Genomic DNA, 15,042 nt, shown 5'->3' with positions numbered 1-15,042 from the left:
GGTTTAATTTTGGCTTTTCCACTCATTGTATTTGTTAATAATTTCAATTGCAGAAGCTTCATTAAACTTTTTTCCATCTTCATAATCATTAGCTAAACCGGCAGAGCCGCTCATCCATTCCATAATTTGTTTTTTAAATTTACTTTCTTTTACTTCTGTTAGTTTTTTATCTCCGTCTTTGTACAAGTAGTAAATTAATTCTTTAGTAGTTTCGCCGGCACTTCCGGCTTCAAAAGAAGATTTATACAATATGATAGCACCACTGGTTAATCTTTCACAGAACATGGACTCATCTTTTTCTGTATAAGAAACGAAATGTCGGCCGTTAAAACCATAACCTTTTACTTTGTTTGGTTTATAATTTTTTTGAATATTGTTGGCGTCTTTAAAAAAGATTTTCGAATAATTATCGATGTCTTTTTTTGGATTAATTTTAACTTCTCCCTGTAAAGTGTCGCCTTTTGCGTTAATTAAATAACCCACAGTAAAGGTTACTTGTGCCTTAACTGTACCACAAAACAAGGCGAATAGAATTAAATAGGTATACTTTTTCATATAGAACGATTGAACTTTAAAGATGATGAAATAAAAGGGAAATTAAAAGGGAAATAATGAATTTTCCCAATAAATTTAGCAATTTGTTAATGCGGAAAATTGATTTGATATAGAGTGGGCCACATTTTACCGGTAATCAATATTTTATCAGTAATAGAATCATAAGCAATTCCATTCATTTCCAGGGAGCCTTTATATCTTTTTTTGGCTTCAGCTGCAAAACTTCCTAAATCCATCTGACCCACAACATTTCCCGTTTCCGGGTCAATTTTCACTATTCGAGTGGTCATCCAAATATTAGCATACAAATAGCCCTTGATGTATTCTAATTCATTTAAATAATCAACCGCATAATTATTTTCGGATACAAGTAATGTTTTTGTGATTTGAAATGTTTCCGGATCAATAAAGGTTAAAGTGTTTGTTCCATCGCTCATAATTAATTCTTTTCCATTTGTGGTTAAACCCCAACCTTCTTTACTCATGTACGAGAAAGTGCCTAATTTTTTAAAATTATCAGCATTATAAATAAACCCTGTTTGTCCTTGCCAGGTTAACTGATATAATTTATTATTTAGCGCTACAATACCTTCACCAAAATATTTATTTCTATCCAGCTCACCTTTCACTGCTATTTTTCCGGTTTGTATATCAACAATTCCAAAGAGCGATCGGGTAGTGGGGATATTATCCGGCGCTCCTGAACTTTCAAATAATTTACCCTGGTGAAAAAATAATCCTTCAGTGAAACATGTACTGTCGTGGGGGTAAGTGCTAATTAAGGAATATGAAATTGCTGGTGTTTTAGGAACTGCCAGTGAAATTACACGGTTGTTTTGTTCATTTGGTTTTGGCTTTTCTTCATCACATGAAAATAATAAAATTGCTACGCAACATAAATAAATGAGACGCAGCGTATTTAAGAAAAGTATTTTCTTTAAACTTTCCAAGTAGTTCCTTCCTTGCTATCTTTCATTTGTATCCCGGCTTCGGTAAGTTTATTTCTGATTTGGTCACTCAATTCAAAGTTTTTTTCGATTTTGGCTTTATTTCTGATTTCGATTAGAATATTCATAACCGTGTCTAACGCATTATTTAATTTAGAAGAGCCTTCTTCGGGTTTTAAACCCAATACACCAAATACAAAATTGGAATACAGTTTATTTAAAAGTAAAACATCATCAGCTGTTAATTTTGTTTTATTGTCATGAGCAGAATTTATAATTCTAACGGCGTCGAAAAGTTGTGCGATTAAAACGGGCGTGTTAAAATCATCGTTCATAGCGCTAAAACAGTTTTTTTCAAGTTCTGCTATATTTTCACTGGAGGATGGTGAAGGTGAAATGGATTGTAGTGTTTTATAGGCATCCATTAATCTTTCAAATCCTTTTTCGCTGGCCTGTAAAGCTTCATTACTAAAATCAAGCGTGCTGCGGTAATGCGTTTGTAGCATAAAGAATCTAACCGGCATTGCACCATAAGCTTTTTCAAGCAATGGATGATTTCCACTTAATAATTCTTTCGGAAGAAAACTATTTCCCAAACTCTTGCTCATTTTTTGACCACTAACGGTTAGCATATTGGTATGTATCCAATAATTACATGGCGCTTTTCCGCAAAACGCAATATTTTGAGCTATTTCATTGGTGTGATGTGTAGGTTGCAGATCCATTCCGCCGCCATGTATGTCAAATTGTTCTCCAAGATATTTTGTGCTCATGGCGCTGCATTCAATATGCCAGCCGGGAAAACCTGTACCCCACGGACTTTGCCACTTCATTAAGTGTTCGGGTTTTGCTTTAATCCAAAGAGCAAAATCTAATCGCCCTCTTTTTTCATCCTGCCCATCTAATTCTCTTGTGTTTTCTAATAATTCTTCAAGCTTTCTACCTGTTAATTGGGTATAGTTATATTCTTTCGCATATTTTTCAACGTCAAAATACACAGTGCCATTTACCTCGTAGGCATACCCTTTGCGAATAATTTCTTGTGCAATTTGTTGTTGCTCGATGATGTGCCCTGTTGCTGTTGGTTCAATATTAGGAGGAAGTACATTAAACAAGCGCATTACTTCTTTAAAATCTACGGTATATGTTTGCACAATTTCCATAGGTTCTAATTGTTGTAATTTTGCTTTTTTAGATATTTTATCTTCTCCCGTATCCGCATCGCTTTCTAAATGTCCCGCATCCGTTATATTACGCACATAGCGTACTTTATACCCCAGTAAGGTTAAATAGCGATAAATTATATCGAAGGAAATAAATGTTCGGCAATTGCCTAAATGTACATCACTATAAACGGTAGGTCCGCAAACATACATACCTACATAAGGAGGATTAATCGGTTTAAAAACTTCTTTTGTTCGGGTTAAGGTATTGTATATCTGAAGTGATTCCATAGGAACCCAAAATTAAGGATAAAAAAAAGACGGAATAAAAAATTCCGTCTTAAAATAGTGAAATAAAAAAAATTATTTCTCAATAACGCCATCACCTACATAAACACCGTTTTTGTAAATGAGTACTCGTTTTAAAATACCATTTTCGTTATATAAATAGGCTTTACCATCCATAAATGTATTGTTACTGAAAATGCCATCTTTAGTTACGTTTTTATTTTTATCGTACAAGGTATGTTTTCCGTTTAAGACTGTTGGTTTAACCTCTGTTACCGCCTCGTTTGGTTTTTCGTCGGCTTTCACTGTTAGTTTAGGAACAACTGCATCTGGCGGAACATCGGTTTTTACAGGGGTTTCTTTAACTGAAAAAGTTTTTATTGAGGCCACGTCTACAACTCCATTGTTAAAAGTTTTCTCAGCCTTTAATTGACCATTTTCGGCATATTCTTTTATTACACCTGTTTCCTTACCATTTGCGAAATTACCTTGTATGGCCACTTGTCCGTTTTCGTATTTATAAACTTGTTCACCTTCGCGTTTTCCGGCTTCGTTGTATTTAAAATCGTGCTGCACTTCTCCATTTTCATAATATTGTTTTAATGCACCAACCCAACGATTATTTTTCCATTCTCCTTCTTCCTGAATTTTTCCATTATCATAATATAAAACAGCATGGCCGTTAGCACGTCCATTCATAAAAGTTACTTTGCTTTTAGTTTGACCGTTGCAATAATATTCCTGCCAAATACCCGTTTTTCTATTTTCGGCGTAATCTCCTTCTTCTACTTTTTGTGCAATAGTATAACACGTATTAGGTTTATGCTTACCATACAAAATCCAATGTTTTTGTTTTTTACCGGCAACATCAACATAATTTATTGTGTCCTTGGTTCCTGGGGCAAACTCAAAAGTTTGTGCTACTGTTTGCGAAAACAGAGAACTACATCCTACGAAACCTGCTGTTATGAATAATCTACAATTCATATTTGTGTGTGTTTAAAGGTAATTATACCATATTACTTATACTAATTTAAGAAAAGAAAATAATTTTTGAAATTTCTCATGACCCTTATTACCAACAATTTAAGGATTTTAGACCAGCGAAACTTTTTAAGCGACGAAGTACAACAAAAAAAAGGCAGTCATCTTATAACTGCCTTTTATTAACAAGTAATTAAGATTATTTTCCGCCTGTTTTGGCCGGAGGGCTTGATTTTACAGGGCTTTTAGGCTCTTTAGTGGTATTATTTGCGCCTGGAATTGCAGCCTGAGGCATAGAATCTAACTTTTTCTTTACTGCATTAAAAATGTCGTCAGAAGGCTCAAAATATAAAACATTGCCAACGCTGGTATCAAAAACATATTTATAACCGGCCTCTTTAGCCACGGCTTCAATTCCTTTTTTCGCTTTATCCATTATTGGCGCAGTTAACTCACCATATTTACGCTGGTAGTCCTGACTAGCCTGATTACGAAAATCTTCTATGCGTTTATTTAGTTGTTGTAAATCCTGTTGTTTATTTTGCTTAATGGTTTCGCTCATTGTTGCTTCTTTTTCCAAAAAATCCTTGTATTTGCTTTCAAATTCAGACTGCATGGTTAGCATTTCCTGATCAAGTGATTTCAGATAGTTTTGAGCAACTTCTTTAGCAATATTTGTTTCCGGCATTACGGTAACCAGAGAGTCTAGACTAATATGAGCTATTTTTTGTGCGTGGGAGTAAGAAATGAACGCAAGGCAAATTGCAAATGCCATTAATTTTTGAATAGAAAGTTTTTTCATTTTTTTATTTATTTACAAAGTTAAATTATTTTTTGTAACCCAAGTGAATAAGTACATCATCACTAATATCATATTTATGGTTCGCATACAGAATGGATACTTGACCACTTTTATCCAATATAAAACCTATTCCTTTTTTTTCTGCTACCACTTTAATTGCGTTATAAACTTTATCCTGAAGAGGTTTCACCAATTCCTGCCTTTTTTTAAATAACTCACCATCTACACCAAATTTTTGTTTTTGCAAATCCTTAGCCTCTTTCTCTTTATTTAATATTTCATTTTCTCTTTTTTTCTTCATGTCATCGGTTAATAAAATGGCATCAGCCTGATAAGCCTTATACAATTTATCAATTTCGCCAAACCGACCTTCAATTTCTTTTTGCCATTGAATACTTGTTTTATCCAATTCGCTTTGCGCAGCTTTGTATTCCGGAATTTGGTCGAGAATATAATCTGTATCAACATATCCAAATTTGGCTGCAGCCTGAGAAAAACCATTGATGGAGAAAAGAATAAAAAGCGGAATAATGAATTTTTTAATCATAATAAACCTCTAAAATTACTTATAAAACGTTATTTATTAAATTATAATACACAATTAACAAAATTTATTCCATTTTTTATAATTCTCCCAGTTGTCCACCAATGGTGAAGTGAAATTGGCCCTTTCCGTTTCCAATTGATGGATTTCCGGGAATATTATCAAAGCCCCACCCATAATCTATTCCTAATAATCCAAACATAGGTAAAAACACCCTTAATCCTACGCCTGCACTTCTTTTAACCTGAAATGGATTGAATTTTTTATAATCGGTCCATGTGTTTCCGGCTTCGGCAAAACCCAATACAAAGATTGTTGCCTGCGGATTCAAACTGATAGGATAGCGTACCTCCATTGTATATCGTGCACAAATAGGATCGCCGAAATTAGAAGATAATGAATTATCCGGATAACCGCGAAGCGCAATAATCTCTCTAGCTACAAAGTTCTGAAATCCGCTAATACCACTTCCGCCCATATAAAATCTTTCAAAGGGTGAAAAGCCTACATCTTTATTATAATAAGCTAAAAATCCGTAACCCACCTTGGTACGTAACACTAAATTTCTGGCATCTTTTCCCTCAGCCGCTTTTTTGTTAGTTAACTGAGTAAACCATTCAGCCGTAATTTTGAACTTTTGATATTCGATGTATTTATAGCGTTCTGTCAGAGTAAGATCGGCATAGTTTTTATTGTTATATAATGAATATGGGGGGGTAAATTGAGAATGAAAAACAAAATTTGAACCCGATTTTGGATAAATGGGCTGATCAGTTGAATTACGAGAAATGTTTAATCCTAAATTTAAATCGTTAGCAAAACCGGTTCCAAAAATAAATGCCCCATATTTATATAAATCATAATAGTTGTAACTGATGTTTGAATACATACTAAAATAATTATCAGGCCATTTTAATCTTTTACCAAATCCAACAGAACCTCCAATTATACTCATGCTGTTTCGGTTGGTGTTATAAATTTTTTGACCATCTTGTTCAACATATTTTTTTAATCCATTACTGAATAAAGAATGGAAGGCACTAACGGTTAGCGAGTTTGGCTTTTTGCCTCCAAACCAGGGTTCGGTAAATGAAAAATTATAAGATTGATAATAAATTCCATTGGTTTGCGCTCTTAAACTAAGCCTCTGGCCATCTCCACTTGGCAACGGACGCCAAGCATCTTTTTTAAAAAAGTTTTTAGTGGAAAAATTATTGAAAGTAACGCCAAGAGTTCCTATTACCCCTAAACCGCCATTGCTGGTTGCCCTGTTTCTTCCGCCCCAGCCACCGCTTAATTCAATTTGATCGCTCGGTTTTTCCTCAACTATGTATTCAATATCTACTGTTCCGTCTGCAGGATTTGGATTAGGTTTTACGTCTAATTTTTCCGGATCAAAATAACCTAATTGAGCCAATTCTCTTTGCGTACGAATAATGTCTGACCTTCTAAATAATTGACCGGGTTTGGTCATAATTTCCCTATAAACCACATGATCATTGGTTTTATCATTTCCTTTTAATGTTACTTTGTTAATGGTGGCCTGCTTGCCTTCATAAATCAAAATGTCAAAGTCAATGGTGTCGTTATGTACATTATTTTCCTGTTGATTAACCTGGAAAAATAAATATCCGTCGTCCATATATAAACTTGAAATATCGAATCCGTTTGGATTCATAAATAATTTTTGTTCTAATTTACTTTGATCGTAAATATCTCCTGGATGAATATTTAATATGGTATCTAACTGTCCGCTTCGGTATTTGCTATTACCAAACCATTTAAACTTACCAAAATAATATTTATTTCCTTCGTCAACTGTTATGTCAATATTTACCCGATTTGGTGAAACAAAGTAAACCGTGTCTTTGGCAATCCGTGCATCTCTATATCCTTTTGCGTTGTATTTTTCTACAATGGCAGGTAAATCTTTTTCTAAATTATCTTCAAGATATTTGGCTGAATTAAAAATGTTATACCAGCGATATCTTTTCGAGTCTTCCAATTTTCTGCGCAACTTCCAGCTCTGAAGTACTGTATTGCCGGTTATATTTACTTCTTTAATTCTAACTTTTTTACCTTTATCTACTTTAATGGTTAGTAAGATATGCGGGGTTTTAGCGGTGGTATCTTTCTTTTGAATTATTTCTACTTTATTAAAATAAAAACCCTTATTTAAATAATGATCGCGTACCGTATTCTTAATTGATCCAATCATATAATCAGTCACCACACGTTCTTTCAGGAGTCTTATTCTTGCACGAATATCATCGGCGTCACTTTTTCTTACATCGCCTTCAAATTTAAATTTCGAAAGCCTTGGGCGTTCAACCACTTTTATTACTATAAAAGCGTCGTTACCTACCGTTTTTTCTAATGCAATATCAATATTTTCGAAAATACCTTGTTTCCATAGTTTTTTGATAGCGTCGGTAATTTGTTCGCCCGGCATTGGAATTTCTTCCCCCTCACTAATTCCGGAAAGTAATTTTACAACACTAGGGTCGGTATATTTTGCCCCTTCAATACGAATGGAGGCGACACGATATTTTTTAGCATTTCTAAAGCTTTCTAAAAGTAAACTGTCTTTGTTTTGTCCTTTTGATAGGCCGCAAATAAAAATGAATGATATGTAAATGAAATATCTGATAATATTAGTTTTTCGAAATTTGCTCGCTGGTTTTCCCAAACCTTCTTTCGCGATTTTGATAGGATAATATAGCTTGAAAGAATTGTGGTTTTCTAAAATCAGGCCAAAGGATGTCGGTAAAATAAAATTCAGCGTAAGCTAATTGCCACAATAAAAAATTACTGATTCGATGTTCTCCGCTTGTACGAATCATTAATTCCGGTTCCGGATAATCTTTTGTAGCAAGAAAGGAATCTATAAGTTTAGCGTTAATTTCATCTGGGTTTAGTTTCCCTTCTTTTACCTTATTTGAAATAATTTTAACAGCATTGGTAATTTCCCATCTGCTCGAATAACTTAAGGCGAGAATCAAAGTAACAGTAGAGTTATTTTCGGTCATTTTGATTGATTCTGCCAGTTCTTTCTGACAAGAGTCGGGTAAGCTGGCAATATCTCCTATTACTTGCAGCCGAACGCCTTTTTTATGAAGGGATTCTGTCTCTAAACTAATTGTTGATACCAATAGCTCCATAAGCGCATCAACTTCTTCTTTCGGTCGGTTCCAGTTTTCAGTGCTGAACGCATAAAGCGTTAAGAATTTAACTCCTATTTCTCCGCAAGCCTCAACTATTTCGCGTACTGAGTTAACACCCTCATGATGACCAAAAATTCGATCTTCCCCATGTTTTTTTGCCCATCTTCCATTGCCATCCATAATAATGGCTATGTGTTTTGGAACGTTGTTTGGGTTTATGGCCGATTTATAATCCATTTACAATGCGGACAAAGATAACAAAATAGAAACAAGCGCTTTTTGGCTTTAGCTTTAATTAAGGGCTTTTAATATTTTTAACACGAGCATAATAAGTCGTTTAATTTAAACCCATGCCGTGGCACTCTCTGTTTTTTGAGGGGAGGCGCATTTGCAAGGTAAATCCATAATAGAAATACCAATCTTTTGATCGTGGATTACCACGTATAGTGCCGGGATCACCGGTACCAAAAGAATGTGCATTATTTCCACTACCCGAAAGCGGGAATGTTGAACTTACATCATCCAAGTAATCTGTAAATAATTTTCTTGGCCCCCACTCAAATCCAAATCCAAAAATATCCGTAGCATTCCATTTAATGCCTATACCAAATGGCAAACAAATTTGATATTTGGAGTAGGATTTGCCTTGAGCTTCGGTATTTAATTCGCTCAAATTAACCGTGCCGTAACCCAAATCAGCTCTGGGATTCATGTAATAACCACCAATTCCACCAAATAAAAAAACAGAGAAATAATATTTATCCTTTCCAATTCGATAATCTAAAAAGTTAAATTCATAAAGCGCATGTCCTTCGTATATATCAGAGCTAAAATGTAAGTTTCTTTCAATCTGATTAGCCTCGCCACTTTTATTATCATTACCCCATACACTTCCATAATTGAAACCAAATCTAAATGCGTAACGATAAGTCATTGCAACGCGGTAAAGAACACCAAACGCCGGTTTTGAAAAAATAAAGTGTTTTCGAGGATTAATATCTCCTAAATAGTAACTGGCACCTCCAAATACACCAATTTCATGCTGCGTGTAAGTTCGCTTCTTTGTTTGCGAACTGGCTATTAATGAGGATATTACAAATATGAAAAGAAGTTTTTTGTGCACGGTTTTATATAACGCTAAAGCTAGGTTTTTATTGTATAAATTAATTTATCTATTTTCCGCATATTCAGCAAGATGCTGTTCATTTCTTAAAGTAGGGAGAATGAATAATGAACAAAAATTCGCACTTTTGCTCTAATGTTGCGATTAGTAATAATATTATTTTTAGGAGCTCAGTTTGCAACATATGCACAAGAAAAAGAATCAAACACATTAATTCCTAAAGTGATTGTGGGCGCCGATTCAAATACCATATTTGAAACCAAAAAGGGCGTACATGAAGCCAATCAAGATTATGCCATATTAAAAATTGGCGCATACGTTAGCGCGTATTATGCCTATTATGATGATGAAACTGTAAATAACGGATATGTTCAAATTCCAACAATGGCCGCGCGAAATAAGGAATTGGGTTTGAATATGGCTCAAATGAGCATGAAGTATACCGCAAAAAATTTGCGTGGAAACTTAGGACTACATTTTGGAGATATACCTTCAACTGTTTGGCCTCAGCAATACAACATGATTCAAGAAGCTAATGCAGGCGTGAAACTTTTTAAAAAACTCTGGCTTGATGCCGGTTTTTTTAAATCACATGTAGGTGTAGAAAGCACAGAACCCAGAGAAAATATTACATCAAGCATGGCTTTGGCTGATAATTTTGAACCGTACTTTTTTGCCGGTGCCAAATTAACCTATGAATTCAATGAAAAACTATTGGTTCAATTAAACACCTTTAATAGTTATGCCTCATTTGTAGATAATAATAAAAATAAATTAGTTGGTTTAAGCATTGTTTACAATCCAAATGAAAAGTGGAGCTTTACTTATAATTTTTTAAATGGAACAGAAAGTCCTGATTCTATTACTAAAAAACAAATGCGGAACTACAATAATTTTTATTTTACCTACACCCATAAAAAATGGATTTTGGCATTAGAGGGAAATTACGGATGGCAAACAAATTCATTGTTAGTCGATTCATCAAAAAGTGCCATTGTTTATAGTGGATTAATTGTGGCACGGTATCAGGTTTTGCAAAGCACCGGACTTTATGCAAGGCAAGAGTTTTTAAGTGATGAGAATAGAATTTTAACCGGTGATGTTGATTTTGGTAAATCAGTATATGGAACAACATTTGGTTTGGAATATAAACCTATAAAAAATGCAGCCCTTAATTTGCAATGGAGAAATTTAAATTGCGAAAAATTGATTTTCAAACAAGGCAATAAAATTGTAAATCAAAGAAATGAATTTATTATTTGTTTAGACGTTTGGTTTTGAGTAAAGAAAAAAAACATATGCCCATTGGGGTTTTTGACAGCGGTTTTGGAGGATTAACCGTATTGAAAGAAATAGTTAAAGAACTTCCGCAATATGATTTTATTTATTTGGGCGATAATGCTAGGGCACCTTACGGTTCAAGAAGTTTTGAAACGGTTTATGAATATACGCTGGAATGTGTAAAGGAATTACTGAGTAAGGGATGTCATTTAGTTATTTTAGCTTGCAACACAGCATCTGCTAAAGCACTAAGGACAATACAACAAAAGGATTTACCGGTTTTAGCCCCAAACAAACGGGTGTTGGGCGTTATTCGGCCTACCGCTGAAATAGTTGGCGCCTTAAGTAAAACCAAGCATGTTGGTATATTAGGTACTACCGGAACCGTTAGTTCGGGATCTTACAAAACCGAAATTTTAAATTTTTTTTCTGACATTCATGTTTTTCAGGAAGCGTGCCCGATGTGGGTGCCCTTAATAGAAAATGGTGAATTTGAAAGCGAAGCTGCATCTATGTTTATTGAAAAGAATGTAAAAGCGCTGATGCAACAGTCAAATAAAATTGACACCATCATTTTAGGATGTACGCATTATCCATTAATTGAGAAACAAATTAAAAAGTTTATTCCTGAGCAAGTAAGATTGCTTTCGCAGGGAGAAATTGTTGCCAAGAGTTTAAAAAACTATTTATTCAGACACCCCGAAATTGATGAGGTGTGTTCGAAAAACGCCACAATCACATTTTATACAACTGATTTGCCTGAATCATTTGATGCGCAAGCTACTCGTTTTTACGGTAAGGCCATTAAATCAGAACATTTGAACTTGTAAATTATTTTTCTAAAATCTTAAATTCTGTTCTTCTGTTATTTTGACGGCCCTCATCGCTATCGTTTGTATCAATAGGTTTGGTTTCACCATAACCCTTTGCCACTAATCTGGCTGCTGAAATACCTTTGCCAATTAAATATTCCACAACAGACTTTGAGCGATTATCGCTTAATTTCATGTTGTACTCATCTGAGCCCTTACTATCTGTGTGACTTCCTAATTCAATTTTAATAGAAGGATTATCGTTCAATAATTTAATTAATCGCTCTAACTCATTTGCTGATTCTTTTCGAATTGTAGCTTTATCAAAATCAAAGAAAATATTTTTTAATACAATAACACTTCCAACCTCTATTTTCTTTAACGCAATGTTTTTTTCTACTTCTTGATAATCGGAACCATCCGGTAAATTGAAATTTTCAGAATGGAATAAATAACCATCACATTTAACGGCAATACCATAATTTTTTCCGCTTGGAAGTGTCACTAAATATTTTCCGGTTGCGCTATTTGATTTAAAAGTAGCCAACACAATGTTGAGGTCGTTATCAATTAATTCTAAAGTAGCCGAAAGTGGTTCAAAGGTTTTGGCTGAAGTGATTAATCCTTTTAAAATGGCAACTTTAGCTAAACGCACATCTGCGGCGCTTTCGGTTTTTAAGTTACTTACCGGATTCGCTCTTACAGCCAATAGCTGATCGGATGTGTTTAATAAAGGTTGTTTTTCGGGACCCAAAAAAGTTATTTTATAAATATCTTTTTCTCCAAAGCCTCCGGTTTTCGCAGATGCAAAATATCCGCGACTTCCACTTCCGTTTACCACAAAAAACACATCGTCATCAGGGCCATTAATGGGGTAACCTAAATTTTCAGGCTCAGACCATATCCCGTTTTTAAGCGTGGTTTTAAAAATATCATATCCGCCCATGGTTTTGTGACCCTTGCTGCTAAAATACATGGTAACTCCGTCAGGGTGCATAAATACAGCTTCTTCGGCATATTTGGTATTGATAACCGGACCAATGTTTTTTGCAGGTCCCCATTCTCCTTTTACATCCAAATCACTGTAATAAATATCTCTGTCGCCTAAGCCGTGTTCTTTGTCGCTTACAAAATAAATTCGCTTGCCATCATAACTTAAACTCACACTAGATTCATGATATCTGGTATTAATATTTTTGTTCATGTGCACAGGAGCTTCCCAATCCGCACCAAACAAGGTGCTTTCGTATAAGTCGCCTCCATCTCTACCGGAGTGCCTGTAAACATATAGTTTAGACCCATCAGGGGCTAAACCTGCTGCGGCATCGTGCCCTTCGGTGTTCACATTTTTACTTAATTGAACCGATGGGCCCCATTTGCCGGCTTTTTTGGCCGACACATATACATCTTCAAACCAACCATTGTCGTTTTGATCACGCTTAGCACCGGTAGAATTATCTCTACGGGCTGTAAAAATTATAGTTTCTTCGTCTGTAGTAATAGAGGGTCCATATTCCGGAAAAGAAGTATTGATTGAAGACCCTAAATTATCCACAAAAACTCTCACCGGATTTGCACTCAGCTCTTTTCCTACTGTACACTCACTTATTTTTTTCTTGGTATCTTCTATTTCAGCTAAGTGCCCCTTTTTTTGTCCGGCTTTCGTAAGAAATTCATTATAGTATTTAATAGCCATATCCCACTTATCATGCATTTGTTCACACCATCCCAGCCAAAACAAGATATCAAATTCAACTTCCGGATCTAAGGAATGAGCAATTTCAAAATGTTTCAAAGCTTCAGCACTTTCCGCATCAGAGATAAACCAAACAAACCCGAGCATGTAATTTAAACGAGCGTTTTTCGGATTAAATTTATTGGCTTCGTTAAGAGGAGCCAATGCTTTTTTAAAACTTTCAATACCTGTTTTTTGATAATCAAAAATGCTTACCGGCATATATTTTTTTTCAGAGTAATACCCGCGCTTATATTCATCGAACTCTTTTCTTCCAATCATGAAATTTTCTATTCCGATTTCTAATTTTCTGCGGGCTTCGCGCAATTCATCTTTTCTTCCCGGAAAATTGTCTTTTTCAAATTCAACGGATTGAGAATAACTAGAAAGAGATAAAATAACTGATAATGTAAAAAATAATTTTTTCATACAAAATAACTTCATAGAATGATTTAATCGCAAGACATATTTAAGAAAGTTTTAGCTCCGGTAACGCCAAGCTCTAGGGCTTTTTTCCAATCCGAACAGCAACCGTTTTCATCGTGTAGCATTTGGCAGGCTATCCCCCGGTTATAATAAGCAGGCCCGTTTTTTGCATCCAATTCGATGGATTTGGAGGACATTGATTTAGCCTTATTATAATCTTTGTTCTTGAGGGCAATAGAAGCTAAATTATTATATGCCGATGTGTTTTTAGGATCGCGTTTTAATACTTCTTCAAAATCTTTTTGGGCAGCCGTTAAGTTGTTATTCTCAAAATGAGCGGAACCCCGATTGTTTACCGCTATGAAATACGAAGGGTTAACTTCTATTGCCTTAGAATAAGCCTCAATCGCTTTGGAATAATTTTTATTGGCCCGATGCGCAGAACCCAAATTATTATAAATAAAAAATTGTTTATTATCAATGGAAACAGCCTTTTCATAATCCGCTATTGCGCCCGCCAAATCATTTTTTTTTCTTTTCACGCTTCCTCTGTCATTGTAAGCATAAGCATAATTTGGATTGGATTGGATTGCCAAGCTGTAATATTCGAGTGCCTTATCTGGATCATTTTTTTCATAATACATTAAACCGAGATAATATGCTGCTTCAGCATGATCTTTTTTTAAACTTAAACATCTTTCTAACGAAACCTGTTCACTATCACTTTTATTCATCTGAAAATAAATCATACTCTTATTAAAGTACGATTCAGCATTTTGCCCATTTAAACGAATTGCATTATTGATGTCGGCAATAGCCTCGTTGTATTTTTTTAATGAAGTGTAGGCAACTGCACGATTAGTTAAGGCCTTATCATAATTTGGATTTACGCCTAAACTTTTGGTAAAAAAATCTACAGCAGTTTGGTGGTCATTTTTTTTAAGCGCTTCTAAACCGCTGTTGTAATCCAATTCCACCATTTGTTCTGGGGTTAAATTGGTTGCTACTTTCACGGTGTCCTGCGCCTTAGTTAAAAAACTTCCGGAAAGCAAAAAAATAAAACTTAATTTTTTCATCAATAGAAATGTTAAGAGTTTAAATATATAAAAATTTGATTAAAAGGTATTCCCTTATTACAAATTGTTCACAATATAAATAAACAAATTATGCATTTGTGCATATAAATTAATTTAGAAATTCTCCAAAATATAAAAAACC

The 15,042-nt window shown here is 34.6% G+C and carries 13 protein-coding genes; 2 read left to right on the top strand and 11 right to left on the bottom strand.

Features of this window, described 5'->3' with window-relative positions:
- Positions 1 to 3 precede the first annotated feature (3 nt).
- From IPM51_13970 to IPM51_13930, 9 genes are all read right to left on the bottom strand, one after another.
- Positions 4 to 555: a hypothetical protein gene (locus IPM51_13970; GenBank protein MBK9285405.1), complete on the bottom strand. Its 552-nt coding sequence runs from the start codon at positions 553 to 555 to the stop codon at positions 4 to 6.
- A gap of 86 nt (positions 556 to 641) precedes the next feature.
- Positions 642 to 1,505: a glutaminyl-peptide cyclotransferase gene (locus IPM51_13965; protein MBK9285404.1), complete on the bottom strand. Its 864-nt coding sequence runs from the start codon at positions 1,503 to 1,505 to the stop codon at positions 642 to 644.
- Complete coding sequence (locus IPM51_13960) at positions 1,493 to 2,956, bottom strand: cysteine--tRNA ligase (GenBank protein MBK9285403.1); 1,464 nt, start codon at positions 2,954 to 2,956, stop codon at positions 1,493 to 1,495. Before IPM51_13960 ends, IPM51_13965 begins: the two co-directional genes overlap by 13 nt.
- A 72-nt stretch (positions 2,957 to 3,028) precedes the next feature.
- Positions 3,029 to 3,940 carry a toxin-antitoxin system YwqK family antitoxin gene (locus IPM51_13955; GenBank protein ID MBK9285402.1) on the bottom strand — a complete coding sequence of 304 codons (912 nt, stop codon included), beginning with the start codon at positions 3,938 to 3,940 and terminating at the stop codon, positions 3,029 to 3,031.
- Between the two features lie 196 nt (positions 3,941 to 4,136).
- Positions 4,137 to 4,739, bottom strand: a complete 603-nt coding sequence (locus tag IPM51_13950) for an OmpH family outer membrane protein (GenBank protein MBK9285401.1) — start codon at positions 4,737 to 4,739, stop codon at positions 4,137 to 4,139.
- 25 nt (positions 4,740 to 4,764) lie between these two features.
- On the bottom strand, positions 4,765 to 5,283 hold the full coding sequence (locus tag IPM51_13945) for an OmpH family outer membrane protein (GenBank protein ID MBK9285400.1): 519 nt from the start codon (positions 5,281 to 5,283) through the stop codon (positions 4,765 to 4,767).
- 79 nt (positions 5,284 to 5,362) lie between these two features.
- Complete coding sequence (bamA, locus tag IPM51_13940) at positions 5,363 to 7,972, bottom strand: outer membrane protein assembly factor BamA (GenBank protein MBK9285399.1); 2,610 nt, start codon at positions 7,970 to 7,972, stop codon at positions 5,363 to 5,365.
- The gene (locus IPM51_13935) at positions 7,938 to 8,684 is read right to left on the bottom strand and encodes an isoprenyl transferase (protein ID MBK9285398.1); all 747 of its coding nucleotides are present in this window, start codon (positions 8,682 to 8,684) and stop codon (positions 7,938 to 7,940) included. Before IPM51_13935 ends, bamA begins: the two co-directional genes overlap by 35 nt.
- A 100-nt stretch (positions 8,685 to 8,784) precedes the next feature.
- Positions 8,785 to 9,570: a hypothetical protein gene (locus IPM51_13930; GenBank protein MBK9285397.1), complete on the bottom strand. Its 786-nt coding sequence runs from the start codon at positions 9,568 to 9,570 to the stop codon at positions 8,785 to 8,787.
- Positions 9,571 to 9,705: 135 nt separating this feature from the next.
- On the opposite strand from IPM51_13930, the gene IPM51_13925 reads away from it, so the two are divergent.
- Positions 9,706 to 10,851, top strand: a complete 1,146-nt coding sequence (locus IPM51_13925) for an outer membrane beta-barrel protein (GenBank protein MBK9285396.1) — start codon at positions 9,706 to 9,708, stop codon at positions 10,849 to 10,851.
- Between the two features lie 17 nt (positions 10,852 to 10,868).
- Entirely contained in the window at positions 10,869 to 11,681 is an 813-nt protein-coding gene (gene murI / locus IPM51_13920; protein ID MBK9285395.1) for a glutamate racemase, read from the top strand.
- A gap of 1 nt (position 11,682) precedes the next feature.
- On the opposite strand, the gene IPM51_13915 is transcribed toward murI, so the two are convergent.
- Positions 11,683 to 13,827 (bottom strand): OmpA family protein, encoded by a 2,145-nt coding sequence (locus tag IPM51_13915; protein ID MBK9285394.1) that lies wholly within the window; start codon positions 13,825 to 13,827, stop codon positions 11,683 to 11,685.
- Between the two features lie 23 nt (positions 13,828 to 13,850).
- On the bottom strand, positions 13,851 to 14,900 hold the full coding sequence (locus IPM51_13910; protein ID MBK9285393.1) for a tetratricopeptide repeat protein: 1,050 nt from the start codon (positions 14,898 to 14,900) through the stop codon (positions 13,851 to 13,853).
- Positions 14,901 to 15,042: the final 142 nt, after the last annotated feature.

Source organism: Sphingobacteriaceae bacterium, assembly GCA_016715905.1.
Lineage (GTDB): Bacteria > Bacteroidota > Bacteroidia > B-17B0 > Aurantibacillaceae > Aurantibacillus.
This window is presented reverse-complemented; position numbering and strand designations above follow the sequence as displayed.

Coding starts and splice junctions, on each gene's coding strand:
- IPM51_13915 (MBK9285394.1), bottom strand. CDS start 13,827: ATGAAAAAATTATTTTTTACATTATCAGTTATTTTATCTCTTTCTAGT.
- IPM51_13970 (MBK9285405.1), bottom strand. CDS start 555: ATGAAAAAGTATACCTATTTAATTCTATTCGCCTTGTTTTGTGGTACA.
- IPM51_13925 (MBK9285396.1), top strand. CDS start 9,706: ATGTTGCGATTAGTAATAATATTATTTTTAGGAGCTCAGTTTGCAACA.
- IPM51_13950 (MBK9285401.1), bottom strand. CDS start 4,739: ATGAAAAAACTTTCTATTCAAAAATTAATGGCATTTGCAATTTGCCTT.
- IPM51_13910 (MBK9285393.1), bottom strand. CDS start 14,900: ATGAAAAAATTAAGTTTTATTTTTTTGCTTTCCGGAAGTTTTTTAACT.
- IPM51_13960 (MBK9285403.1), bottom strand. CDS start 2,956: ATGGAATCACTTCAGATATACAATACCTTAACCCGAACAAAAGAAGTT.
- murI (MBK9285395.1), top strand. CDS start 10,869: ATGCCCATTGGGGTTTTTGACAGCGGTTTTGGAGGATTAACCGTATTG.
- IPM51_13935 (MBK9285398.1), bottom strand. CDS start 8,684: ATGGATTATAAATCGGCCATAAACCCAAACAACGTTCCAAAACACATA.
- IPM51_13955 (MBK9285402.1), bottom strand. CDS start 3,940: ATGAATTGTAGATTATTCATAACAGCAGGTTTCGTAGGATGTAGTTCT.